The 23,508-nt window shown below is 72.8% G+C and carries 22 protein-coding genes; 11 read left to right on the top strand and 11 right to left on the bottom strand.

What is annotated here, in order from left to right:
- Position 1 precedes the first annotated feature (1 nt).
- The 5 genes from NE234_RS00490 to NE234_RS00510 all read right to left on the bottom strand — a co-directional run bounded on the left by NE234_RS00490 (position 2) and on the right by NE234_RS00510 (position 5,323).
- Positions 2-1,267: a glycosyltransferase family 4 protein gene (locus NE234_RS00490; protein WP_252775728.1), complete on the bottom strand. Its 1,266-nt coding sequence runs from the start codon at positions 1,265-1,267 to the stop codon at positions 2-4.
- A 140-nt stretch (positions 1,268-1,407) separates the two neighbouring features.
- On the bottom strand, positions 1,408-2,610 hold the full coding sequence (locus tag NE234_RS00495; protein WP_252775730.1) for a cytochrome P450: 1,203 nt from the start codon (positions 2,608-2,610) through the stop codon (positions 1,408-1,410).
- Positions 2,611-2,621: 11 nt separating this feature from the next.
- Positions 2,622-3,491, bottom strand: coding sequence for an SDR family NAD(P)-dependent oxidoreductase (locus NE234_RS00500; RefSeq protein ID WP_252775732.1), 870 nt, complete (start codon positions 3,489-3,491; stop codon positions 2,622-2,624).
- 103 nt (positions 3,492-3,594) lie between these two features.
- Positions 3,595-4,815 carry a cytochrome P450 gene (locus NE234_RS00505; protein WP_252775734.1) on the bottom strand — a complete coding sequence of 407 codons (1,221 nt, stop codon included), beginning with the start codon at positions 4,813-4,815 and terminating at the stop codon, positions 3,595-3,597.
- Between the two features lie 100 nt (positions 4,816-4,915).
- Complete coding sequence (locus NE234_RS00510; protein WP_252775737.1) at positions 4,916-5,323, bottom strand: MerR family transcriptional regulator; 408 nt, start codon at positions 5,321-5,323, stop codon at positions 4,916-4,918.
- A 124-nt stretch (positions 5,324-5,447) separates the two neighbouring features.
- Between NE234_RS00510 and NE234_RS00515 the strand changes: the two genes are divergently transcribed.
- A complete protein-coding gene (locus tag NE234_RS00515; protein WP_252775739.1) occupies positions 5,448-5,783 on the top strand; it encodes an EthD domain-containing protein in 336 nt (111 codons plus the stop codon).
- A 30-nt stretch (positions 5,784-5,813) separates the two neighbouring features.
- On the opposite strand, the gene NE234_RS00520 is transcribed toward NE234_RS00515, so the two are convergent.
- The 3 genes from NE234_RS00520 to NE234_RS00530 all read right to left on the bottom strand — a co-directional run bounded on the left by NE234_RS00520 (position 5,814) and on the right by NE234_RS00530 (position 8,315).
- Positions 5,814-7,010, bottom strand: coding sequence for a steroid 3-ketoacyl-CoA thiolase (locus NE234_RS00520; protein ID WP_252775741.1), 1,197 nt, complete (start codon positions 7,008-7,010; stop codon positions 5,814-5,816).
- A gap of 198 nt (positions 7,011-7,208) precedes the next feature.
- The gene (locus NE234_RS00525) at positions 7,209-7,448 is read right to left on the bottom strand and encodes a DUF397 domain-containing protein (protein WP_252775744.1); all 240 of its coding nucleotides are present in this window, start codon (positions 7,446-7,448) and stop codon (positions 7,209-7,211) included.
- On the bottom strand, positions 7,449-8,315 hold the full coding sequence (locus NE234_RS00530; protein WP_252775746.1) for a helix-turn-helix domain-containing protein: 867 nt from the start codon (positions 8,313-8,315) through the stop codon (positions 7,449-7,451). It abuts the gene before it with no gap.
- A gap of 162 nt (positions 8,316-8,477) precedes the next feature.
- Here NE234_RS00530 and NE234_RS00535 point away from each other — a divergent pair, with 162 nt between their 5' ends.
- The gene (locus NE234_RS00535) at positions 8,478-9,026 is read left to right on the top strand and encodes an ATP-binding protein (RefSeq protein ID WP_252775748.1); all 549 of its coding nucleotides are present in this window, start codon (positions 8,478-8,480) and stop codon (positions 9,024-9,026) included.
- A 39-nt stretch (positions 9,027-9,065) separates the two neighbouring features.
- On the opposite strand, the gene NE234_RS00540 is transcribed toward NE234_RS00535, so the two are convergent.
- Positions 9,066-9,335, bottom strand: a complete 270-nt coding sequence (locus NE234_RS00540; protein WP_252775751.1) for a hypothetical protein — start codon at positions 9,333-9,335, stop codon at positions 9,066-9,068.
- Entirely contained in the window at positions 9,332-9,679 is a 348-nt protein-coding gene (locus tag NE234_RS00545) for a YidH family protein (protein ID WP_252777395.1), read from the bottom strand. Before NE234_RS00545 ends, NE234_RS00540 begins: the two co-directional genes overlap by 4 nt.
- Before the next feature lie 366 nt (positions 9,680-10,045).
- Between NE234_RS00545 and NE234_RS00550 the strand changes: the two genes are divergently transcribed.
- From NE234_RS00550 to NE234_RS44065, 3 genes are all read left to right on the top strand, one after another.
- Entirely contained in the window at positions 10,046-10,795 is a 750-nt protein-coding gene (locus tag NE234_RS00550; RefSeq protein WP_252775753.1) for a hypothetical protein, read from the top strand.
- A gap of 19 nt (positions 10,796-10,814) precedes the next feature.
- On the top strand, positions 10,815-15,524 hold the full coding sequence (locus NE234_RS00555; RefSeq protein WP_252775755.1) for a cation-translocating P-type ATPase: 4,710 nt from the start codon (positions 10,815-10,817) through the stop codon (positions 15,522-15,524).
- A gap of 109 nt (positions 15,525-15,633) precedes the next feature.
- Positions 15,634-15,762, top strand: a complete 129-nt coding sequence (locus NE234_RS44065) for a hypothetical protein (RefSeq protein ID WP_256528159.1) — start codon at positions 15,634-15,636, stop codon at positions 15,760-15,762.
- Positions 15,763-15,789: 27 nt separating this feature from the next.
- Here the strand turns inward: NE234_RS44065 and NE234_RS00560 are convergent, their stop codons facing one another.
- Positions 15,790-16,386, bottom strand: a complete 597-nt coding sequence (locus NE234_RS00560; protein WP_252775757.1) for a TetR family transcriptional regulator — start codon at positions 16,384-16,386, stop codon at positions 15,790-15,792.
- A gap of 227 nt (positions 16,387-16,613) precedes the next feature.
- Between NE234_RS00560 and NE234_RS00565 the strand changes: the two genes are divergently transcribed.
- The 6 genes from NE234_RS00565 to NE234_RS00595 all read left to right on the top strand — a co-directional run bounded on the left by NE234_RS00565 (position 16,614) and on the right by NE234_RS00595 (position 23,401).
- Entirely contained in the window at positions 16,614-18,251 is a 1,638-nt protein-coding gene (locus NE234_RS00565) for an AMP-binding protein (protein WP_252775759.1), read from the top strand.
- 9 nt (positions 18,252-18,260) lie between these two features.
- Entirely contained in the window at positions 18,261-19,475 is a 1,215-nt protein-coding gene (locus NE234_RS00570) for an acyl-CoA dehydrogenase family protein (protein WP_252775761.1), read from the top strand.
- Entirely contained in the window at positions 19,475-20,647 is a 1,173-nt protein-coding gene (locus NE234_RS00575; RefSeq protein WP_252775763.1) for an acyl-CoA dehydrogenase family protein, read from the top strand. Before NE234_RS00570 ends, NE234_RS00575 begins: the two co-directional genes overlap by 1 nt.
- 29 nt (positions 20,648-20,676) lie before the next feature.
- The gene (locus tag NE234_RS44990) at positions 20,677-21,993 is read left to right on the top strand and encodes an OB-fold domain-containing protein (protein ID WP_305886652.1); all 1,317 of its coding nucleotides are present in this window, start codon (positions 20,677-20,679) and stop codon (positions 21,991-21,993) included.
- Entirely contained in the window at positions 21,990-23,159 is a 1,170-nt protein-coding gene (locus NE234_RS00590) for a lipid-transfer protein (protein WP_252775765.1), read from the top strand. The genes NE234_RS44990 and NE234_RS00590 overlap by 4 nt, the downstream gene beginning before the upstream one ends.
- A gap of 71 nt (positions 23,160-23,230) precedes the next feature.
- The gene (locus NE234_RS00595) at positions 23,231-23,401 is read left to right on the top strand and encodes a hypothetical protein (protein ID WP_252775766.1); all 171 of its coding nucleotides are present in this window, start codon (positions 23,231-23,233) and stop codon (positions 23,399-23,401) included.
- The last annotated feature ends 107 nt before the right edge of the window (positions 23,402-23,508 follow it).

A 23,508-nucleotide genomic window follows, 5' to 3' on the forward strand; every position in this document is an offset into this window, starting at 1 on the left:
GTCAAGCTCCTTCCGGGCGGCGCCCGCGGCGGCGGGCGATGGCGGCCTCGTAGTGGCCTACGGTGGCCCGCGCGACGGCGGACCAGGTGAACCGCTCCTGCACGCGCGCGTAGCCCGCCGCGCCGACCCGCTCGCGTTCCTCCGGGGAGTCGTGCAGCCGGCCGAGCACGCCCGCCAGCTCCTCGACGTCACCGGGCTCGACCAGGATCGCGGCGTCGCCGACCACCTCGGGCAGCGCGCCCGTACGGCTGGCGACGAGCGGGGTGCCCGAGGCCATGTGCTCGACGGCGGGCAGGGAGAACCCCTCGTACAGCGAGGGCACGACCGCGATCTCGGCGCTCGCCAGCAGCTCGCCGAGCTCCTCGTCGGAGATTCCGGAGACGAAGCGGACGCGGTCGCCGAGGGACAGCTCGCCGACGAGCTGGTCGGTCGGGCCGCCCGGCCTCGGCTTGCTCACGATCACGACGTGGACGTCCCGCTCGGTGGCGAGCTTGGCGACCGCGCGCAGCAGCGTGGAGACGCCCTTGAGCGGGGAGTCGGCGCTGGCGACGGCGACGATGCGGCCGGGGACGCGTTCGCCGCGCGGGTGGAAGTACCGGGTGTCGACGCCGAGCGGCAGGATGTGCACCTGCTCGGGCGGCGCCTGGAAGTCGCGGATGATGTCGTGCTTGGACGACTCGGAGACGGTGAGGATCGGGCCGATGCGCTGGGCGACGCGCGCCTGCATGTTCACGAACCCGTACCAGCGGCGCTTGCCGAACCGCTCCTTGACGGTCTTGGCCGCCTCGATCTCGATCCGGCGGTCCACGCTGATCGGGTGGTGGATGCTGGTGACGAGGGGCAGGCCGAGCCGGGGGATGGCGAGGTTGCCGTAGCCGAGCACCTGGTTGTCGTGGACGACGTCGATCGAGTCGCGGTACTTCCGCAGCTCGCGCAGCACCCGCAGGCTGAAGGTCAGCGGCTCGGGGAAGCCGCCGGTCTTCATGTGCGCGAACTCCAGGACGTCGATCCAGTCGCGGTACTCCGACAGCGCGGGCGTGCGGAACGGGTTCTCGTCCGCGTACAGGTCCAGGCTGGGGACCTTGCGCAGCAGGATGTCGTCGCGGTCCAGCTCCGGGTACGGCTGGCCGGAGAAGACGACGACGCGGTTCCCGAGCTCGGCCAGCTCACGGGTCAGGTGCCGCAGGTACACGCCCTGGCCGCCGCAGTGCGGTTTGCTCCGATAGGAGAGCAGGGCCACGCGCAATGGTTCGCCGACCTCGCCCACGCGTTGCCCCTCCCGCACGTGTCACTGCTGGTGAAGTTAGACCATAGCCTGACAACCGTTACGCCTGACCCCCTATTAGCCATTGAGTCTAAAAAGGTGGTGAAGGCCACGTTCGGCGCATCAGGTGACACGTCGCCGGATCACCCGCCGAAGCGCACCGGCATCTTCTTGATGCCGTTGATGAAGTTGGACCGCTGCCGCCGCGGCTCGCCCGCCAGGGCGATGCCGGGCAGCCGCTCGGCGAGGGTCTCGAACAGCACCCGCAGTTCGAGGCGCGCCAGGTGGGAGCCCAGGCAGAAGTGCGGTCCGCCGCCGCCGAAGCCGATGTGCGGATTCGGATCACGCCCGATGTCGAAGTCGTACGGGTCGGGGAAGACGTCCTCGTCCCGGTTGGCCGAGGCGTAGAACACCACGACCTTGTCGCCCTCGCGGATCTCCTTGCCGCCCAGCTCGGTGTCGCGGGTCGCCGTGCGCCTGAACAGGTTGACCGGGCTGACCCAGCGCACGATCTCGTCGGCGGCCGTACGCGCCAGGTCGCCGCCGTTCCGCAGGTCGTCGACGAGCCGGTGCCACTGGTCCGGGTGCTCGAAGAACGCGAGCATGCCGCCGGAGGCGGCGTTCCGCGTCGTCTCGTTCCCGGCCACGATCAGCAGCATCATGAACAGGTCGAACTCGTCGACGGTCAGCTCCTGGCCGTCGTGCGGCCGCAGTAACGTCGTGACGATGTCGTCCCGCGGCTCCTTCCGGCGGCGCTCGGCAAGCTCGTTCGCGTAGGCGTACAACTCGGCCGCGGCGGCGCCCTCTTCCTCCTCCGTCGAGCGCAGGTCGGGATCGTCCTCGCCGATGAGGCGGTTCGACCACTCGAAGATCTTCTCCCGGTCCTCGACGGGCGCGCCGATCAGCTCGCAGATCACGTACAGCGGGAGGGGCGCGGAGACGTCCCGGACGAAGTCCGCCTCGCCCCGGCCCGCGACCTCGTCGATGAGACCCCGGCAGATCTCGCGGACGTGGTCCTCCAGCCGGCCGATCGTCCGCGGCGTGAACCCCTTGTTCACGATGCTCCGCTTGCGGGTGTGCTCCGGCGGGTCCTGGTTGAGCATCATCATCCGCTGCAGGACCAGATGCTCGTCGGCCGGCTCGGGGAACAGCGCGAGCCTGCGGTAGGAGGAGAAGATCTCGGGGTGCCGGGAGACGTGGACGACGTCGTCGTACCGGGTGACCGCCCAGAAGTCCGGTTCACCGGGGTGCCGGTGGACGGGGTCGTGGTGGCGCAGCCACCGGAGCCGATCGTGCGGGATGCCGGCGTTCGCGTACCGGTCGGGGTCGACCAGGTCGATGTCCATCCACGACTCCCTCACAGGTCGGTTGTCTGGAATCCTCCGTCGGGAAGCCCGGTCAGCGCCTCGGCGAGCGCCTCGGGGGTCGAGCCGGTCACCCGCAGCGCCACCGTGGGCGGCGCCAGGACCGTGACCGTGCCGCCGTAGGCGACGAACACCTGGCCGGTGACGTCCTCGGCGGCGGGAGAGGCGAGGTAGGCCACCAGCGGGGACACGTGCTCCGGGGCCAGGGGGTCTGCGCCGTCCTCGGGCGCCGGGCCGAAGACATCGGCCGTCATCGCGGTACGGGCGCGCGGGCAGATCGCGTTCGCGCGCACGCCGTACCGGCCGCACGACTGGGCGATGGACAGGGTCAGCGCGGCGATGCCGCCCTTGGCCGCCGCGTAGTTCGGCTGGCCGGGCGAGCCGAGCAGGAACGCCTCGGACGCGGTGTTCACGATCCGGGCGTAGACCGGGCCGCCCGTCTCCTTGGACCGGGCCCGCCAGTACCCCGTCGCGTGACGCGCCATCACGAAGTGGCCCTTGAGGTGGACGGCCACGACGGCGTCCCACTCCGCCTCGGACATGTTGAAGATCATGCGGTCCCGGGTGATGCCCGCGTTGTTGACCAGGACGTCGAAGGCCCCGTACGTCTCCAGCGCCGTCTTGAGCAGCGCCTCGCCCGCCGTCCAGTCGGAGACGTCGCCCTCGGCGACCACCGCCTCGGCGCCCTCGCGCCGTACGAGCTCGGCGGTCCGCCGGACGGCCTCGCCGGGCAGGTCGTTCAGGACCAGCCGCGCTCCCCGCCGGGCGAGTTCGAGCGCGTGCGCCCGGCCGAGGCCGTCGCCGGCCCCGGTCACCGCGACGACCCTGCCCCCGAGCGAGACGTCCTTGTCCGTGGCGGCCATCCGGCTCCTTCCGTGACGGCATGCCGACCGCCCGGGGTGGCCACCCGGGCGCCGGCATGCCGCGTCCACTATAAGTGAAACGTGTTCTAATGTGAAACCTGTTCTAGCCGCGTCGTCCGGACGGGGTGAACCGGACCGGAAGCTCCTTGATGCCGTTGATGAAGTTCGAGCGCAGCCGCCGCGCCTCGCCGGCCTGCTCGATGTCCGGCATGCGTTCGAGGAGGACCTCGAACAGCACGGTCAGCTCCAGGCGCGCGAGGTGCGTCCCGAGGCAGTAGTGCGGTCCGCCGCCGCCGAAGCCGATGTGCGGGTTCGGGTCGCGGCCGATGTCGAAGGCGTACGGGTTCTCGAACACGTCCTCGTCCCGGTTGGCCGAGGGGTAGAAGATGACGACCTTGTCGCCGGCCTTGATCGGCTGCCCGCGCAGCTCGGTGTCGCGCATCGCCGTTCGGCGGAACAGGTTCACCGGGCTGACCCAGCGCACGATCTCGTCCGCGGTGGTCCGGAGCAGGGCCCGGTTGTCGCGCAGCCGCCGCCACTGGTCCGGGTGCTGGAAGAAGGTGAGCATGCCGCCGGACGCGCCGTTCCGCGTGGTCTCGTTGCCCGCCATGATCAGCAGCAGGATGAACATCGCGAACTCGTCCGCGCCGAGCACCCGGCCGTCGGCGTCGGGCTGCAGCAGCTTGGTCGCGATGTCGTCGCCGGGGTGCTCCCGGCGGTAGGCCGCCAGCTCGTGGGCGTAGGTGAGGATCTGCGCCGAGACGTCGCGCGCGTGCTCGGCGGAGGTGCCGTAGTCGGGGTCGTCGAAGCCGATCAGCGCGTTGGACCAGTCGAAGAGCCGTTCGCGGTCCTCCACCGGCGCGCCGATGAGCTCGCAGATGACGTACAGCGGGAACGGCGCGGAGATGTCGCGGACGAAGCATGCCTCCCCGCGTTCGACCACGTCGTCGATGAGCTGGTGGCTCACGTCGCGGATGTGCTCCTCGAGCTGCTTGATCATCCGCGGCGTGAAGCCCTTGTTCACGTAGCCGCGCTGGCGGGTGTGCTGTGGCGGGTCCATGAACAGCATCATCAGCCGGTACAGCGCGATGTCGTCGTCGGTGAACTCCTCGAACATCGACGTGCGCGCGTACGAGGAGAACAGCTCCGGGTGGCGGGAGACGTGGACCACGTCGTCGTACTTGGTCACCGCCCAGAAGCCGGGTGAGCCGTCGTCCGGATCCTCGTGCCAGTAGACCGGCGCCTCCCGTCGCAGCCGGCGGAAGGCCTCGTCCGGGAAGCCTCCTCGCTCGTAGATCTCCGGCGTGATGATGTCGATCCGCATCGTCGCTCCTCGGGCGGCGGCTTGTCTGAAACACGTTCTAAACCAAGCGCTCGCTCGGGTCAAGAAGACAGAGGTCGCCGGGGGAGTGGCGCGCGTCTCATCAGCCGATAGTGACCACAGTGTCACTCAGCGGAGAGTCCGAGGCGGCCAGCCGGGCCTGGTAGGCGCTGTTCTCGTCGATCAGCCGATCGAGTGCCGCGAGCGCGGCGAGGACCGTGTCGAGTGTGGCCGAGAGGCGCTCCCGCTCGCGCCGCATCACCGCCATCGAGTCCTGCGCGGCCCGCATCGTCGGCCTGGTCGTCATGCACGGGAGCATCTCGACGATCGTGCGGCTGGACAGGCCGGCCGCGAAGAACGACTGGATGAGCTCGACCCGCTGGACCTGGTCTTCGGCGTAATGGCGCTGACCGCTCGGCGACCGGGTGCTCACGAGAAGCCCCTGCTCCTCGTAGTAGCGCAGAGAACGCCGGCTGACCCCGGTCCGCTCCGACAGTTCGCCGATCCTCATCGACACTCCATTCGTGCTGACGATTGCGCTTGCCCCTCACATCAATGTCACCGTTTACCGTAATCCGTGCCGACAGGGGGTCCGCGTCAGGCGGGCGGACCTCGCGTCAGTGAAAGGAGACACTGTGATCAAGTTCGCGTATCTGATCAATCGGGTCGACGGCATGACCTTCGAGGAGTTCGTCGAGTACCACCGCGACCGTCACGCGCCGCTCTTCACCTCGATCCCCGAGGCGAAGCAGTACGTCAGGAAGTACACGGTCTCGCATCCGGTGCCGGCCGAGAACTACCCGGCTCCGGCGTACGACGGCCTCACCGAGATCTGGTTCGACAGCTGGGCGGATCACGACGCCTTCTTCGCCTCCGAGAACTACCGGCTGCGGGTCCACCCCGACGAGGCGAAGTTCATCGACCAGAACTCGATCGGCGTGATGGTCACGGAGGAGAAGACCGTCATCTGACGCCGGGGAGGGACCGTGCGGAGGCGGGAGTCAGAGGCGTTCGAGGACCGTCGCGGTGGCCAGGGCGCCGCCGGCGCACATCGTGATCAGGGCGGTGGACGCGTCGCGGCGCTCCAGCTCGTGCAGGGCCGTGGTGATCAGGCGGGCGCCGGTGGCGCCGACCGGGTGGCCGAGGGCGATGGCCCCGCCGTTGACGTTGACCCGGTCCAGGTCCGGTTCGTGGACCGAGGCCCAGGACAGGACGACCGAGGCGAACGCCTCGTTCACCTCGAACAGGTCGATGTCCCGCATCGACATGCCCGCCGCCGTGAGCACGGTCTCCGTCGCCTGGACCGGGCCGTCCAGGTGGTAGTACGGCTCGGCACCGACGAGCGCCTGCGCCCGGATCCGCGCCCGGGGCCGCAGCCCCCGGGCGCGGGCCCGTTCCTCGGACATCACGAGGACGGCGGCGGCGCCGTCGGAGATCTGTGAGGACGTTCCGGCGGTGTGCAGCCCGTCGCCGGCCGCCGGGCGCAGCCGGGCCAGCCCGTCGAGCGTCGTCTCGCGCGGCCCCTGGTCACGGGTGACGGTGCGGACCTCTCCGGTGGGGGCGCCGTCGTCGCCGAGCACCGGCGCCTCGATCGGCGTGATCTCCCGGTCGAAGCGGCCGTCCGCCTGCGCCTTGGCGGCGCGCTGCTGGGAGCGCAGGCCGAAGGCGTCCAGGTCGCCGCGGGTCAGGCCGCGTCGCGCCGCGATGCGCTCGGCGGCGGTGAACTGGTCCGGCAGGTCGATCGACCAGTCGTCGGGGCGGGGCCGGGCGTACGGGTGACGGCCGCCGGCCTCCTGGCAGGGAGCGGTGCTCGTGATGTTCGCGCCGAGCGGCGCGCGGCTCATGACCTCCACGCCGCAGCCGATCGCGGCCTCCACGACACCGGCCTGGATCAGGGCGGCGGCCAGGTGGACCGCCTGCTGACTCGACCCGCATTGGGCGTCGATCGTCGTGACACCGACCTGGTGGGGGAGCCCGGCGTACAGCCAGGCGTGACGGCCGACGTGGCCGCCCTGTTCGCCCGCCTGTGTGACGCAGCCGGCGAGGACCTGGCCGATGTCGGCCGCGTCGATCCCGGCGCGCTCGATCACGGCGCGCTGCGCGTGGGCCAGCACCGCCTGGGGCTTCAGCCCGGCCAGCCATCCGCGGCGCTTGCCGATCGGCGTGCGTACGGCTTCCACGATGACCGGCGAGCCCATGTGGCCTCCTGCGGTGACGACGCCTCGCCCGAACTATAACCCGTTCTAATATGACGGTTGCAAGCCTCGCGGCATCGGCGGATGCCGGGAAGAACTTGTTCTGGTGCGGTTCGATTCGGTGAGCGTGCCCGCAGCGGCCGGTCCGTCGCGGACCCCCGGCCGAGCGTGCCCGAACGGGGGTGTGTCGAAGTGTGGCCGTTAGGCGATCAGAGTGTCGAAGTCGCCGGCCTTGGCGCCCTGGATGAGGGCTTTGATCTCCGCCTTCGTGTAGACCAGGGCGGGCCCGGCCGGATGCCGGGAGTTCCTGACGGCCACGCTGCCGTCGGGCAGCTGGGCCAGCTCGACGCAATTACCTTGTGAGTTGCTCCGGTGGCTCTTCTGCCATCGGACGTCGGCGAGATCGGTGGCGGGGATGCCGTTGTACGCCCGGTACTGCATTCATGTCTCCTGGAGAATCCTGCTGAGGATCTCGGCGGTGTTGTCCGGAGGTGCGCTGACCACGCAGAGGCGTTCCATCGCCTCCATGTAGGCGTCCACGTCGTCGCGCCTGTCCAGATACAGCGCACTGGTCAGTTGCTCGACGTAGACCACGTCCGGCAGGTCCGATTCGGGAAACCGCAGGATGGTGAACGCCCCGGCCTCGGCGGTATGACCGCCGACCCGGAACGGCAGCACCTGAAGAATGACGTTCGGCAGCTTCGTCGCCTCGATGAGGCGCTCGATCTGACCGCGCATCACTTCTCGTCCCCCGATCGGGCGTCGCAACGCCGCCTCGTCCACGACCGCCCACAGGCGAGGACCGTCCCCTCGCGTGAGCAGCTTCTGACGAGTTATCCGCAGGCTGACCCTCTGCTCGATCTCTTCGGGAGGCGCGGCCGAGTTGCCCAGGGAGATGACGGCGCGGGCGTACCCCTCGGTCTGCAGCAGACCGGGGATGAACTGGACCTCGTAGGTGCGGATCAGCGCGGCCGCCTCTTCCAGCCCCACGTAGGTCTCGAACCAGCCCGGCAGAACGTCGCCGTACCTGTGCCACCAGCCGGGAGTGTTGGCGTCCTGAGCCAGCTCGAGAAGGCTTTCGCGCTCTCGCTCGTCCATGACGCCGTAGAGGGTGAGCAGGTCGGCCACGTCGCGTTCCTTGAATCCCACCCGGCCCAACTCCAGGCGGCTCATCTTGGAACCGGAGGCGCGGATCGCGTACCCGGCCTCCTCGCGCGTGATGCCCTGCCGCTCACGCAACCGGCGCAGCTGAGCGCCGAGGAGCCGGCGCAGAACGGTCGGTCCTCCAGCGGGCTGCGCTGTGTCCACCCCTACCTCCATGAGCATCGGTCAGCGCACAGTGTGCCACTCCCTTCCGTCGCTGTCAGAGTTGCACGATCGTCTGCACGTGCATCGGGCCTTGCATATGCAAGGCATGTCGAGCAGGATAGCGCGCGAGGCACGCCGATCACTGCTTCCCAGGGGATCGCGATGACAGCACACGGAGCGCGCTGGATGACCGGTGAGAGCGTCGACGAAGCGCATGAGTGGCTGTTGTCGGCGATCGCGCGTGGCGGACGGTGGCCCGGCCACCTCGTGCCGCCCGCCAGGATGGGCTCGGACGCGATGACGCGGGACCTCGCCGCGCTGCCCGAATCGGTGCGGGAGGCGCGCGAGTTCACGCGTGACGGGCTGAAGACCTGGGGCCTGGCGGCCATGTTCGACGACGTCGGCCTCGTCGTCTCCGAACTCGTGACGAACGCCATCCGGTACGCCGTAGGGGCGACCTCCGGCCCCGGCGACACCCCGGTCAGGCTCGGGCTCCTGCGGACCGTCGGCCGGCTGACCTGCGCGGTCGCCGACCCCAGCGATGAGGTGCCGCAGCAGGGGGAGGCCGACTTCGTCTCCCAGAGCGGGCGCGGTCTGTACCTCGTCGCCGCTTTCAGTGACTCGTGGAACTGGACCCCGCTGTACGGCCACGGCAAGGTCGTGTGGGCGACCTTCACCACCCGCGGCGGTGAGCACCGGGGCGGTCGCTGACACGCGTCCGCGCGGGCGTAGGAGGAATCGCGCCGGGGTTCACAGCATCAGAACGCCCGCGATCGCGACCCACACGCAGGCGCCGGCCAGCAGCAGTCCCTCCACCGGCGACATCGGCGGCGGTTCGGCGTGCCCGCGCAGCCATCGGCGCCTGCGGTACGCGACGGCCGTCACCGCCAGCGGGCCGAGCAGCGCGACGGCCCCGGCCGGGAACGCGATCTTGACGGCGAGCAGGCCGGCCGCCCAGGAGGACAGCAGGGCCCGCAGCCAGGTCAGCTCCGTCCGCTGAGCCTGGAGGCCGGAGCTCACCGGGTCACGAGCCCGCTGACGAGCGTGGCGGTGAAGAGCACCGCCACGCCCACCGTGAGAACGGCGGGAAGGGGATCGCGCGGCAGGCAGACTCCCAGCCGCATCGCCTCCTGGGCCCGCCGCCAGCGCCGGTAGGCGACGGGCGCGATCACCACGCTCAGCGTGATGGCGCCGAGGCCGATCTCCCGGTGCCAACCCGGCAGCGCGACCCCCCGGATGCCGCCGACCAGCGGTATCCCGAGGGCCACCAGGCCGAAGGCCGTCCGCACCCAGGCCAGCAGGGTGCGCTCGTTGGCGAGCGAGAAGCGGTAGTCGGGCTCGTGCCCGGGTTCGACATCCGACATCGTCTTCAAGGCCCCTCCTCAAGACGGTCGCGGCGCATCCGATGATGCTTCTACCCACCGCCGCCGTCCCCGGGCGTGTCCCGCCACCGGCACGCCGGCGCGGCGGGCTCCGCGTCTGCGGCGACGGAGCCCGCTTCGGACGCGCTCGGTCCGGGAACGTCTGCTCAGGGTGTTCGTTCCGCGCGGTCGTGCGCGGGTCCGTCGCCAAATCGGGCGTACGTGGCAACTCGCTCGATTTTGCCCTTCGTATGACCCTGAGCAGGGAAAAGGTCTGTCCGGATCTCCCATTGTGGGCTTGTGTCGAGGCCGTTCGCGGAGCAACGTGGACCTTCGAGAGCGGAAACGGTGTACCGGCACGATCGGGGGATGGTCGGCATGGCCGCGGAGAGAAGAGCCACAGCCACGAAGGAGAGGCCCGCGTCGCAGAGGACGTCGGCGACGACCGCGGCCACCACACGGCGCGGTCGTACGACGACCCCGGCGACGACGGCGGAGACGATGCACACCGAGGAGCACGGGGCGGCGGTCCCCGTCCCCGTCGTCACGCCGCACGTCAGGATGTTGAGGATTCCCCTCCCCACCCGGGGGCTCGCGATGGTCGGCGACATGGGCCGGGTCGCCGCCGCGTACCTGCCGCCGAGGGACCGGCTGATGTTCTACGGAGGCCTGGCGGCCGCCGCCGCCATCGGAGTCCTCGACTGGCCGGTGGCCGCGGCCGTCGGCGTCGGGACGATGGTGGCGCGCCGGGCCGTCGGCCGGCGGGAGACCGCACGGCCCGTTCCGGCGAGCACGCAGGCCGCGACGCCGGCCACGACCCCGGCGCGGACCACCGGCCGGACCACGGGCGCCGGCCGGACGACGACGGGCACGAGCCGGTCCCGTACCACCACGGGCACCACCGGCCGGACCCGGACGACCGCGGGCACGACCGGGGCCAAGACGACGGGCACGAGCCGTTCGCGGACGACGGCGGGCACGAGCCGGGCGCGGGCGACCGGCGCCACCGGCACGACCGCGGGCGAGGGCGCCGCGGGAGCCGAGACCGGAGCCACGGGCGCGGCCGGTACCGCGACCACGCCTCGTTCCACCGGCCGGTCCACGGCCGAGAACGCCTGACGGCCGGGTACCCGGACTCATGCCGCTGGGACCACTCCTCCGTGCCGCGTCCGGTCTGCTCCAGATGACGGCGACGGTCACCGGCACGGCCGCACGGGCCACCGCGACGGTCACGGGTACGGCCGCGCGGACCTCGGTGACGGTCACGGGTACGGCCGCACGGGCGTCGGTGGCGGTCCCGGGTGCCGTACGGCGCGCCTCGTGCGAGGCGGTGCGCCTTCCGGGTCTGCTGGTGCGTCTGCCCGCGGCCGCCGCTCGGGCGTCCGAGGCGGTCGTACAGGACCCGGCGGCCGCGCTGCGCGCCGCCATCGAGACGGTCGAGCAACGGCGGGTGCAGCGGGGCGACCAGCGGACCAGCATCCGGGTCCGGGGCCTGCATCGCCCGGGTCGCGAGGGCATGGCGAGCGACCTCGTCACCGCGATGAGCGAGGTCGCGGGGGTGCGCCGCGCCGAGGTGAACGGCGTTCTCGGCGTCGTGATGGTGGCGCACGACGGTGACGTTCCCGTCGACGCGCTCACCGGGGTGGTCGACGCGGTCGAGGACCGGTACGACGCCGCCGGTGATCCGTACGCCGCGCATCCCGACCCCGGCCACCGGCAGGCGGTCCTGCGGGAGACGGCGCTCACGGCCGCGTACGCGGCGGGCGCGACCGTCGCCATCACGGGCAGGTTCGTGCTGCGCGCCGTGCCGATCCCGCCGGCCGTGGGCACCCTCATCGCGATGGCCGACTCGACGCCGCAGGTCAGGGACCGGCTGACGCAGTTGATCGGGCGCGCGGCCACCGACGTCCTCATCGGTGGTGGCCTCGCGAGCCTGCAGGCGCTGGCGCAGCAGCCGACCGGTCTGGTGATCGGCTCCGTGCACCGGATGATCCGTGTCGATGAGGCGCGCGGGTACCGAGCCGTGTGGCACCGGCGCATCGGGCACCTGATCCGTGAGGAGGGCTCGTTCGAGGCCCCGGCCCTGCACGTGCCCGAGCGGCCCGTGCCGCTGCCGTACGGGCCGGTGGAGCGCGCCGCCTGGACGGTGCCCACGGCGATCACCGGTGCGGTGGGCGCGTACGTTGTCACCCGCGACGCCGCGCGGGCGCAGGGAGTGCTGGCCGCCGGTGTGCCGAGGGCGGCGCGCATGGGCCGCGAGGCGTTCGCCACCCAGCTCGGCCTGGTCTTCGCCGGCCGGGACATCATCGTCATCGACCCGGAGAGCCTGCGCCGGTTCGACCGGGTCGACCACGTCATCGTCGACGCGTCGGTGCTGCGCACCGGCGACATGGTGATCGAGGACGTCGTCCCCCTCCCGTCGCCGGTCACCGCCGAAGAGGCGCACGAACGCGCCCACGCGCTGGTGGACCTGGAGCGCCCGGAGGCCCGGCGCGAGGACGGACCCTGGGCGGTGACCCCGCTGCGCCCGGCCGCCCCGGCGTCCATGCCGACCCCGGTCTCCGCCCCCGTCTCCACGCCGGACTCCACCTCGGACGCCGTTCTCACGTCCGCCTCCGCAGGCGTCCCGGCCACCGGGACGGAACCGGCTCCGGTGTCCGAGGCCGACCTCCCGGCCGAGGCGCGGGCGCGCGCTGTCGAACTGCGGGAGCTCGGCGCGATCGTGCTCCTGCTGACCCGCGACGGTGAGCCGGCCGCCCTCGTCTCCGTGGTCGCCGAGCTCGACCCGCTGGCCGAGGCCCTGATCGACGCCGCCAGGGGGGTGGGATCGGTGGCCGTGGCCGGCGCCTCCGCGCTGGCGCAGCGGCTGTCCGTTCCCGACGCGGTGCCCGGCGGCGGCCGGCTCCTCGACTCGGTGCGCCAGGCCCAGGAGGCCGGGCACGTCGTCGCGCTCGTCGCGGCGCGCGGTGGCGCGCCGCTCGCGGCGGCGGACGTGGGGATCGGGCTGCTGGCGCCCGGCCGCCGTCCGCCCTGGGGCGCCCCCCTGTTGTGCGGGCCGGGTCTGGCGGAGGCGTGCCTGCTGCTGGGGGCCATGCCGTCGGCCCGGCGGACCAGTACGCGCGCCGCCCGGATCGCCAACGTGGGGTCGGTGGCGGGTGCGCTGCTGGCCGCGGCCGGGTCGTCCGCACGCGCGCCCCGGCGAGCGCGGCTGGCGGTCGACTTCGCCACCGTGTCGGCGTTCGTCGTGGGCTCCCTGTCGGGCCGGGCGCTGACCCGGCGGCCCGCTCCCGTGCCGCAGGACCGTACGGCCTGGCACGCGTGGCCGGCCAAGGCCGTGCTCACCCGGCTGGGATCGTCGATGTCCGGCATCGACGAGGACGAGGCCGCCCGGCGCCGTTCGGACGTGGGGGAGGTGATCCGCCCGCCCGGGCTCGCCCAGGTGACCGTGGACGAGCTGGACAACCCGCTGACCCCCGCGCTGGCGGCCGGGGCCGGAGTGTCCGCGGTGGTCGGATCGATCATGGACGCGGCCCTCATCGGCGCGGTCCTCGGAGTGAACGCGATGATGTCCGGCCTGCAGCGGGTCCGCGCCGACCGCGCGCTGCGGCAGCTCGTCGACCTGAGCGCGGTGCGGGTACGGCTCCGGCGTCCGGACGCGGGCGGCGAAGAGCCGCGGGCCACCGCCGACCAGCTCGTTCCCGGCGACGTCGTCGTCCTCACCGCGGGGGACGCGGTCCCGGCGGACCTGCGCCTGCTGTCGGCCAAGGACCTCGAGGTCGACGAGTCGAGCCTCACCGGCGAGTCGCAGCTGGTCACGAAGGACCCCCGGCCCAGCATGGCCCGGTCCGTCGCCGACCGGCACTCGATGCTGTACCAGGGCACGGTGATCGCCGCGGGCGACGCGGTCGGCGTCGTCGTCGCGACGGGCGCCCAGACCGAGGTGGGGCGCACGACGCGGCAGGCCGGCGCAGAGGACCGTCCGGGCGGCGTCGAGACGCGCCTGCGCGCGCTGACGCGGGTGACCCTGCCGGTCGCCCTGGGGGCCGGCGCGGTGCTCTTCGGAACGGACCTCCTGCGCGGGGCCACGCTCGCCCGTGCCCTCGGACCGGCGGTCAGCCTGGCCGTCGCCGCCGTGCCCGAGGGGCTGCCGTTCGTTGCCACGGCGGCCGAGCTGGCCACCGCGCGGCGGATGTCCCGTCGTGGCGCGCTCGTCCGCAACCCGCGCACGATCGAGGCCCTCGGCCGCATCGACGTCCTCTGCTTCGACAAGACCGGCACGCTGACGGAGGGACGGCTGCGGCTGGGCCAGGTGTCCGACGGCATCGCGTCCTGTCCCGTCGAGGAGCGGCTGTCGCCGGCGTTCCGGGAGATCCTCGCGGCCGCCGTGCGCGCGACGCCGGATCCCGGCGGCGGCCGGCTGCCCCACCCGACCGACCGGGCGATCATGAGGGCCGCCCGCAAGCTCGGCATGGACGCCGCGGAGGGGCTCGGGTCGTGGCAGCGGGTCGACGAGCTGCCGTTCGAACCCGCGCGCGGCTACCACGCCGTGCTCGGCCGTACGAACCGCCGGCAGCGGCTGAGCGTGAAGGGCGCGCCGGAGATCATCCTGGAGGCGTGCGACACCTGGCAGCGCGACGACGGGCCGGTTCCGTTCGACCAGGAGGCGCGGGAGAAGGTCGACCAGGAGATCGACCGCCTGGCCCGCCTCGGCTACCGGGTGCTGGCGGTCGCGGAGCGCGCGGCGTCGGGGCGCCGGGACCTCACCGCGGAGCGCATCGACCGGCTCGGCTTCCTCGGCCTGCTCTGCATCGCCGATCCGGTCCGGCCCACCGCCGCGGAGGCGGTCGGCCGGCTGCGGAAGGCGGGCGTCGACGTGATCATGATCACCGGTGACCACCCGACCACCGCGGAGGCCATCGCCGCCGAGCTGCGGCTGCTGAACGGCCGGATCATGACCGGGCCGGACCTCGACGCCCTGCGCGACGAGGAGCTGGCCGACGCGCTGTCCAGGGTGGCGGTGTTCGCCCGGGTCAGCCCCGCGCAGAAGGCCCGCGTCGTCCGGGCCCTGCGCAGCGCCGGGCGGGTGGTCGCCGTCACCGGCGACGGCGCCAACGACGCCCCGGCCATCCGGCTGGCCGACGTCGGCATCGCGCTCGGGGAGCGGGCCACTCCCGCCGCCCGCGAGACCGCCGACGTGGTCGTGACCGATGACCGGATCGAGACGATCACCGACGCGATCGCCGACTGCCGGGCGATGTGGCGCTCGACGCGGGACGCCCTCGCCGTGCTGCTCGGCGGCAACCTCGGCGAGATCGCCTTCACCGTGGGAACGGGGCTGGTGAGCGGGCGCAGTCCGTTGAACGTGCGTCAGCTGCTCCTGGTCAACCTGCTCACCGACATGCTCCCGGCGATCGCCCTGGCGGCCCGCCCGCCGTCCGGCGTGACGAGCGAGGAGCTGCTTGCCGAGGGACCGGACCGCTCGCTCGGCGGCGCGCTGACCCGTGACGTCACGGTCCGCGCGGGCACGACGGCGGGGGCGGCGCTGGCGGCCTGGATGCTGGCACGGGCCAGCGGAACCCGCGGCCAGGCCGACACCACGGGCCTCGTCGCGCTCGTCACCACGCAGCTCGCGCAGACGATCGTCGCGGGCGGCCGCGACCCGCTGGTGCTCGGCTGCGGCCTGGCGTCCCTCGGTGCGCTGGCGTTCATCGTGCAGGTGCCGGGCCTCAGCCACTTCTTCGGCTGCCGGCCGTTGCTCCCGCACTGCTGGGCCATCGCCCTCGGATCGGGTGTGGGCCTGGCTCTGGCGGCCGTGCTGCTCACCCGGATCCGGCGGCCGGCCGTCTGACTTGGGAAAATGTTCACCTACCCGTCACCTGGCACCGTAACCATCGATTCGGACAAGAAGGCATAATTCAGGCGGAAGGTATCCCCACTCAACCCCTAGGTGCCCCACCATGCCTGACCTCGTGTCGACCGTCCTCGCCAAGGCACTCGTGATGCTCGTCGAGGCCCTTGCCACCCGGCTGGCCCTCTACCTGGTCCGCACCGGGATGTCCGGGCAGCTCTGGGCGGCGGCTGCCTGAGCCTGCTCCCGGCCCGCGTCCTCGGCCTCAGAAGTCGGCGAGCAGGCGGGCCGCCGCGATCTCCAGCCGCGCCTGAATCTCCTCGTTCGTGGTGTGGCCGCGGAGCATCTCGATCATCTCCATCACCCACACGCTGCTGAGCGACCGCAGGAGGATCCGGCTCTCGCCGCCCTCCCCGGCGTCGGCGTCGGTCCCCGTCACCCGGGCCAGCATCCCGGTCATGCGGTTGCCGAAGTCGGTCTTGACGTCCGACAGCAGCAGTGACCGGATCAGCGCGTCGGCCAGCTCCGGCTCGCGCATCAACCCTCGCGTCGCGCGCATCAGCACCTCGACGGCGCGCCCCGCCGCGGTCGCCGAGCGCGGCGGGCGGCGCTCCAGGCTGCCCTCGAGGGTGTCCATCTCCTCGCTGACGACCGCGACGACCAGGTCCATCTTGGACGGGAAGTACCGGTAGAGCGTGCCGAGGGCCACGCCGGCGCGCTCGGCGACGGTCCTCATCTGCATCGCCTCCACTCCACCGCGGGAGGCGAGGGCCGCGGCGGCCTGGACGATGCGCCGGCGGCGCTGGTGCTGGCTGCGGGAGCGGACCCCCGGATGGCTGGCGGCGGTGGACTCTGCCGTCACGACGACTCCTCGAGCTGTGAGCGCGGTGCCCCGCCCGCGCGTGTCATGGATCAGCGTACCGCCCGGTGAGAACACGTTATGCCTCGCCGCGGGCGAGGGGGGTGGAGCTCGTTCGGTCGAGGTAAGCAGAGCCTGACGCGGTCAGAGGACGGGTGGGCGATCACCGATGGTGGACACATAATAGAATCTGTTCTAGTTTTCTTCCGGTGAGCCCGGGAGGTGACGCGGTGTCCGGAACGGTGGCCGACCTGCTCCGGGCACGGTCCGCCGACGACCGCGTCGGGCTCCGTGCCGCCGACGACGCCTGGACCTGGCGCGCGCTCACCGGGGAATGCGCCGAGCGCGCCGGCTGGATGGCCGGGATCGCGAGCCGGGGGCCCGGGTCGCGGCCCCTCCACGTCGGCGTCCTGCTCGACAACGTCCCCGAGATGGTCTTCCTGCTCGGCGGCGCGGCCCTGTCCGGCAACGTGATCGTCGCCCTCAACACGACACGCGCCGCCGAGGAACTGGCCGGCGACGCGACGCGCGCCGACTGCGACCTGCTCGTGACGGAGCCGCGCCACGCCGCCCTCGCGGAGCGGGTCGCCGCCCGCACCGGCCTGCCGGTCACCGGGCCGGAGCGCGCCGCGCCCCTCGGAGAGCCCGCGCCGGTCGCCCCGGAGACCCTCCTGATGCTGATCTTCACGTCCGGCACGTCGGGACGGCCCCGCGCGGTGCGGGTCACCCATCGCAAGATCGTCGTCCCCGGCGCGGTGCTGGCCGGCCGCCTGCTGCGGCCCGACGACGTCGTCTACTGCCCGATGCCGCTCTTCCACTCCGGCGCGGTCATGGCGGCGTACGCCCCGGCGCTCGCCGCCGGCGCGCAGCTCGTCCTCCGCGCGCGGTTCTCCGCCTCCGGGACCCTGCCCGACGTCCGCCGGTACGGCTGCACGTACCTGCACTATGTCGGCAAGGCGCTGTCGTACGTCCTGGCGACGCCCGAGCGCGCCGATGACGCGGACAACCCGCTGCGCGTCGCGTTCGGCAACGAGGCCGCGCCGCTGGAGCAGCGGCGGTTCGCCGAGCGGTTCGGCTGCGCGGTCGTCGACGGGTACGGCTCCACCGAGACCGCGATCGCCCTCACGCCCGATCCCGACGGCCCGCCCGGAGCGCTCGGCCGCCTCGGCGACGGGATCGAGATCCTCGACCGGGCCACCGGCCGGAAGTGCCCGCCCGCCCGGCTGGACGCGGCCGGCCGCGTCCTCAACGGCGAGGAGGCCATCGGCGAGCTCGTGAACACGCGGGGGCTCGGCCTCTTCGACGGCTACTACAACGAACGCGCCGACGACCGGCTACGGGACGGCATGTTCTGGAGCGGCGACCTCGCCTACCGGGACGCGGACGGCTTCGTGTTCTTCGCCGGACGGGACGCCGACCGCCTGCGCGTGGACGGGGAGAACTTCGGCGCCGCCCAGGTCGAACGGGTCCTCGGCGAGCTGCCCGGCGTCGCGGCGCTCGCGGTGTACGGCGTGCCGGATGTCGCGGCGGGGGATCAGGTGATGGTGGCGCTGGTCGGTTCCTTCGACCCCGAACGGTTCGCCGCGTTCCTGCGCGGGCGCGCCGACCTGAGTCCCAAGTGGACGCCGCGCTACGTACGGGTCGCCGGCCGGCTGCCGTCCACCGCCTCGAACAAGGTGGTCCGGCGGGCGCTGGCGGCGGACGCCTGGAACACGACGGACCCGGTCTGGTGGCGGCCCGGCCGGGAGCTCCGGTACCGCCGCCTGACCGGCGAGGACGCCGAACGGCTGCGTGCCGAGTTCGAGAGCCGGGGCAGAGCGCACCTGTGGCCCGCCGGGAACGGCCGGGCGGCGGGGAACGTGACCTGAGGAGGGGCCATGGACTTCGACCTGGACGAGAGCGCCCGCGAGCTGCAGGACCTGGCGGCCGGCCTGCTCGACCGCGAGGCGACGCCGGAACGCCTGGAGGCCCACGAGAGGTCGGGCGCGCCGTACGACGCCGCGCTGTGGCGGGCGATGGCGCAGGCCGGCCTGCTCGGCGCCTGCCTGCCCGAGGAGGTCGGCGGCGCCGGGCTGGGGGCGGTGGAACTCGCCGTCATCCTGCGCCAGGTCGGCGCGCACGTGGCCCCGGTCCCCGCGTACGGCTCTCTCGTCGCGGCGGCGACCGTGGCCGCGCACGGCACGGTGGAGCAGCGCGGCCGCCTCGCCGACCTCGCCGCCGGCGGATCGGTCCTCAGCGTGGCGGTCCGCGAGCCGGGCTCCGGCCTGGCCACGGCCGCCGCCCGCGAGCCGGGGACCGGCCCGGCCACGGCAGCGCCGCACCAGCCGGGCCACGGCCCGGCCAGAGTGCCGCGCGAGCCGGGGGCCGGCCTGGCCACGGCAGCGCCGCACCAGCCGGGGGCCGGCCCGGCGACGACGGCGCGCCGTGACGGGGACGCGTACGTCCTCGACGGGGTCAAGACCTTCGTCCCGTACGCCGAGCAGGCCGACGTCATCCTCGTTCCCGCGTGGCTCGGCGAGGAGACCGGCGTCTTCCTCGTGGAGCCCGGCGCGGTGGCGCTCGCCCCGCAGCCGTCGGCCACCGGCGAGCCGCTGTGGCGGATCGGCCTGGACGGCGTACGGGTCGGCGCGGACGCCCTGCTCGGCGGTGGCGCGCACCGGACCCTCACCGAGTACGCCACCGCCGGTGCGGTCGCCATCGTCTCCGGAGCGCTGGACCGGGCCCTCGCGCTGACCACCGAGCACGTCAAGACCCGTGAGCAGTTCGAGCGGCCGCTCGCGGAGTTCCAGGCCGTCACGATGCAGATCGGCGACGTCTACATCGCCAAGCGGGCACTCGACGTGGCGGTCTGGGCGGGCGTGTGGCGGCTCGCCGAGGGCCTCGACGACGCCGCCGAGGTGCTCGCCGTCGCCGCGTACAACGCGTGCGACCCCGCGCTGCGGGCCTTCTACACCTGCCAGCACCTGCACGGCGGGCTCGGCCTGGACGTCACCTACCCGCTGCACCGGTACTTCGCCTGGGCCAAGCACCAGGCGGAACTGCTGGGCGGCGCCGAGGCGCAGTTGGACGCGATTGGAGCTCTGGTGGCCTGATGTTCATCGACCTGACCGACGAGCAGAAGGCGCTGCGTGCCGAACTGCGCGCGTACTTCGCCTCGTGCCTGACCGACGCGCAGCGGAACGACATCGCCGACGACCCCTTCGGGACCGCGTACATGGCGCACTGCCGCCGGCTGGGCCGCGACGGCATGCTCGGCATCGCGCTGCCGCGGGAGTACGGCGGCGGGGGGTTCGGCCCCGTCGAGCAGCAGATCTTCGCCAACGAGATCGCCCGCGCCGAGGTCCCGTACCCGATCATCACGCTGAACACCGTCGCGCCGACGCTCGTGGAGTTCGGCACCGACGCGCAGAAGAAGCGGTTCCTGCCGGGCATCCTCGCCGGTGAGTGCCACTTCGCGATCGGCTACAGCGAGCCCGGCGCCGGAACGGACCTGGCCGCGCTGCGCACCACGGCCGTACGGGACGGCGACCACTACATCGTCAACGGCCAGAAGATCTTCACCTCGGGCGCGCACTACGCCGACCACATCTGGCTGGCCGCGCGGACCGACCCGGACGCCAAGAAGCACAAGGGCATCTCGATGCTCATCGTCGACACCAAGGACCCGGGCTTCTCCTGGACGCCGATCGTCACCATGGACGGCCGCCACCACACCAACTCCACCTACTACCAGGACGTCCAGGTGCCGGCCGACCTGCTCGTCGGCGAGGAGAACAAGGGCTGGAACCTCATCGTCAACCAGCTCAACCACGAGCGCGTCACGCTCGGCCCGGCCGGCAACATCGGCCACACCTACGATCGGTTCGCCCACTGGGCCCGGACGAGAACGGGCCCCGATGGCCGCCCGCTCATCGACCACCCCGACGTACGGCGCGCGGTCGCGCGGGTCCACGCGTACCTGCGGGTCAACGAGCTGCTCAACTGGCAGGTCGCCGCGAGCATGAATCTGGGCTGGCTCGGGGCGCCGGACGCGTCCGCCACCAAGATCTACGGGTCGGAGCGCATGCAGGACGTCGGCCGCGTGGTCGGCGAGGTCCTCGCCCGGTACGGCGACCCCGGCGACGAGGAGACCCGCGACCTCATCGAACGCCTCGACCACGGCGTGAAGGGCGCGATCGTGCTGACGTTCGGCGGCGGCGTCAACGAGATCCAGCGGGAGCTGATCGCGATGATCGGCCTCGGCCTGCCGAGAGCCCCCCGGTGACCGCCGCGAGCCACCGCGAAGGAGACACCTTGCACGATCGGCTGATGGCCCTCGCGGAGGAGCTGACCGCCCTGGGAGAGCGGCCCGCCGGCCCCTGCCCGGACCCGGTGAACGCCCCGATGATCCGCAACTGGACCCAGGCGCTCGGCGACCGCGACACCCGGTGGACCGGGACGGCGCCGCCCGCGATGATCCAGGTCTGGTCGATGCCCGGGCTGAGCACGGACAAGCCCGGCTCGGTCGCCGACCGGGTCCTGGCCCTGCTGAACGAGTCCGGCTTCACCGGCGTGGTCGCCACCAACTGCGAGCAGACCTACGACCGGTACCTGCGGCACGGCGAGGAGCTGCGCTCGACGATGCGCTTCGGTGGCGTCACGGGGCCCAAGCGCACCGGCCTGGGCGAAGGCTACTTCGTCACCTGGCACCAGACCTGGTACTCCGGGGACGAGCGCGTCGCCGAGATGATGTTCCGGGTGCTGAAGTTCCGTCCCCGCGCGGCGGGCGGCCGGACGGCGAAGGGCCGCCGGCCCCGGCCGGCCGTCGGCCCGGACACCCGGTTCTTCTGGGACGGGGTACGGGACGGGGAGCTGCGCGTCCAGCGCTGCGCCGAGTGCAGGCGGCTGCGCCATCCACCCGGCCCGATGTGCCCGGACTGCCACGCGACCAAGCGCGAGCACGTCACCGTGAGCGGGCGTGGCACGCTCCACAGCTACGTCGTCCACCACCACCCGCCGGTCCCGGGCTTCGACCCGCCGTTCGTGGTCGCGCTCGTCGACCTGGAGGAGGGCGTGCGCATGGTCGGCGATCTCCTCGACTGCCCGCCCGACCGCGTACGGATCGGCATGCCGGTCGAGCTCGTTCTCCAGAAGATCGACGACGACCTCACCCTGCCCCAGTGGCGCCCGTCCGGCTCCACGCCGGAACCGGCCGCGCGGGAGCCGGGCGCAGGGGAGTCGGTCGCGCCGGAGGCGCGCGACGCGGAGGCGGCGGCGGACCCGGCGGCGCTGAGCATCGAGCTGACGCCGACGTTCGTGATCGCCACCGCCCTCGCGACGCGCGACTTCACACCGGTCCACCATGACACCGCGCTGGCACGGGCCCAGGGGTCGAAGGACATCTTCCTGAACATCCTCACGACGATGGGCCTCGTCCAGCGCTACGTCCTCGAACGCCTCCCGGACGCGGTCCTGGAGGGCATCTCCGTACGCCTCGGCGTCCCCGCGTACGCCGGGGACACGCTGACCCTGACCGGCCGCGTCGTCGACGACCGCACCGTGGAGGTGCGCGGCGCCGTGAGCCTCGGCGACCACGCCATCGCCACCGTACGACTCAAGGGGGGATCATGAGCATCTCCGGTACGGCGGCGATCGCCGGGATCGGGGCGACCGAGTTCTCCAAGGAGTCGGGCCGCTCGGAGCTCCAGCTCGCCGCCGAGGCGTGCATCGACGCGGTCAAGGACGCCGGGCTGACGCCGGGCGACGTCGACGGCCTGGTGACCTTCACGGCGGACGTCAACACCGAGATCGCCGTGGCGCGTGAGCTCGGCATCCCGGGCCTGTCCTTCTTCTCCCGCGTGGACTACGGCGGCGGCGCGGCCTGCGGAACGGTCGCGCACGCCGCGATGGCGGTCGCGACCGGCCTGGCGGAGACGGTCGTGTGCTACCGGGCGTTCAACGAGCGCTCGGGGCGCCGCTTCGGCCAGGCGGCGGCCCGCTCCGAGCACGCCGCCGGCGCGGCGGACCTGGAGTTCTCCTGGCACCTGCCGTACGGCTTCGCGACCCCGGCCGCCTGGGTCGCGATGTACGCCCGGCGCTACATGCACGAGTACGGCGCGACCAGCGAGGACTTCGGGCGGGTGGCCGTGGCGATGCGCCGCCACGCGGCGACCAACCCGAAGGCGTGGTTCCACGAGCGGCCGATCACCCTGGAGGAGCACCAGGCCAGCCGGTGGGTCGTCGAGCCGCTGCACCTGCTGGACTGCTGCCAGGAGTCCGACGGCGGCGTCGCGATCGTCGTGACCGGCGCGGAGCGCGCCCGCGACCTGCCCCACCCGCCCGCGGTGATCAGTGCGGCGGCGCAGGGCTCGGGGCCCGGCCAGATGATGATGTTCTCCTACTACGAGGACGACCTGACGACGCTTCCGGCGATGGGCCGCGTGGGGGAGGCGCTCTGGCGGCAGGCGGGCCTGGGGCCCGCCGACGTGCAGGCGGCGATCCTGTACGACCACTTCACGCCGTTCGTCCTGGTGCAGCTGGAGGAGCTCGGCTTCTGCGGTCGCGGCGAGGCGAAGGACTTCGTCGCGGACGGCGGCATCGAGCTCGACGGCCGCCTGCCGGTCAACCCGAACGGCGGCCAGCTCGGCGAGGCGTACATCCACGGCATGAACGGCATCGCCGAGGCCGTCCGCCAGCTCCGCGGCACCTCCGTCAACCAGGTCCCCGGCGTCGAGAACGTCCTCGTGACCGCCGGCACCGGCGTCCCCACCAGCGGCCTCATCCTCACCCGCCCCTGACGCCCTCCGGCGCGCCGATCGGTTCGCCGCGACCCGTGGACGAGGCGCGGGCGGCATCACATGGTGGAGGCATGAACGGCGATCAGGATCGCGGAGCCGGCGCGGCCCCGAAGCGATGGCGCACTCTCCCGCCTCGAGCGGACCTCCGGGACACGGTCGCGGTCCAGGAGACGCCGCCCAAGCCGGCGGTGATCACCACCCCGGAGGACCCCCTTCGCGAGGCCGTCAACGTCGGCGGCTGACCGCGCGGACCCACGAAGCGAAGCGAGCCGCCGCCCCCGGCGTGCGCCGGGCCGCGCGCCGGTGCCGAGGATTTTCGCAGCTCACATCACCTGAATCCCCGGCACTG

Source organism: Actinoallomurus rhizosphaericola, from assembly GCF_024055675.1.
GTDB lineage: Bacteria > Actinomycetota > Actinomycetes > Streptosporangiales > Streptosporangiaceae > Actinoallomurus > Actinoallomurus soli.

Excerpts from the sequence above, each read along its gene's own strand:
- NE234_RS00495 (WP_252775730.1), bottom strand. The coding sequence starts at position 2,610 with ATGGACATCGACCTGGTCGACCCCGACCGGTACGCGAACGCCGGCATC.
- NE234_RS00500 (WP_252775732.1), bottom strand. The coding sequence starts at position 3,491 with ATGGCCGCCACGGACAAGGACGTCTCGCTCGGGGGCAGGGTCGTCGCG.
- NE234_RS00505 (WP_252775734.1), bottom strand. The coding sequence starts at position 4,815 with ATGCGGATCGACATCATCACGCCGGAGATCTACGAGCGAGGAGGCTTC.
- NE234_RS00510 (WP_252775737.1), bottom strand. The coding sequence starts at position 5,323 with ATGAGGATCGGCGAACTGTCGGAGCGGACCGGGGTCAGCCGGCGTTCT.
- NE234_RS00520 (WP_252775741.1), bottom strand. The coding sequence starts at position 7,010 with ATGGGCTCGCCGGTCATCGTGGAAGCCGTACGCACGCCGATCGGCAAG.
- NE234_RS00525 (WP_252775744.1), bottom strand. The coding sequence starts at position 7,448 with ATGCAGTACCGGGCGTACAACGGCATCCCCGCCACCGATCTCGCCGAC.
- NE234_RS00535 (WP_252775748.1), top strand. The coding sequence starts at position 8,478 with ATGACAGCACACGGAGCGCGCTGGATGACCGGTGAGAGCGTCGACGAA.
- NE234_RS00545 (WP_252777395.1), bottom strand. The coding sequence starts at position 9,679 with ATGTCGGATGTCGAACCCGGGCACGAGCCCGACTACCGCTTCTCGCTC.
- NE234_RS00550 (WP_252775753.1), top strand. The coding sequence starts at position 10,046 with ATGGTCGGCATGGCCGCGGAGAGAAGAGCCACAGCCACGAAGGAGAGG.
- NE234_RS00555 (WP_252775755.1), top strand. The coding sequence starts at position 10,815 with ATGCCGCTGGGACCACTCCTCCGTGCCGCGTCCGGTCTGCTCCAGATG.
- NE234_RS44065 (WP_256528159.1), top strand. The coding sequence starts at position 15,634 with ATGCCTGACCTCGTGTCGACCGTCCTCGCCAAGGCACTCGTGATGCTC.
- NE234_RS00570 (WP_252775761.1), top strand. The coding sequence starts at position 18,261 with ATGGACTTCGACCTGGACGAGAGCGCCCGCGAGCTGCAGGACCTGGCG.
- NE234_RS00575 (WP_252775763.1), top strand. The coding sequence starts at position 19,475 with ATGTTCATCGACCTGACCGACGAGCAGAAGGCGCTGCGTGCCGAACTG.
- NE234_RS00590 (WP_252775765.1), top strand. The coding sequence starts at position 21,990 with ATGAGCATCTCCGGTACGGCGGCGATCGCCGGGATCGGGGCGACCGAG.
- NE234_RS00595 (WP_252775766.1), top strand. The coding sequence starts at position 23,231 with ATGAACGGCGATCAGGATCGCGGAGCCGGCGCGGCCCCGAAGCGATGG.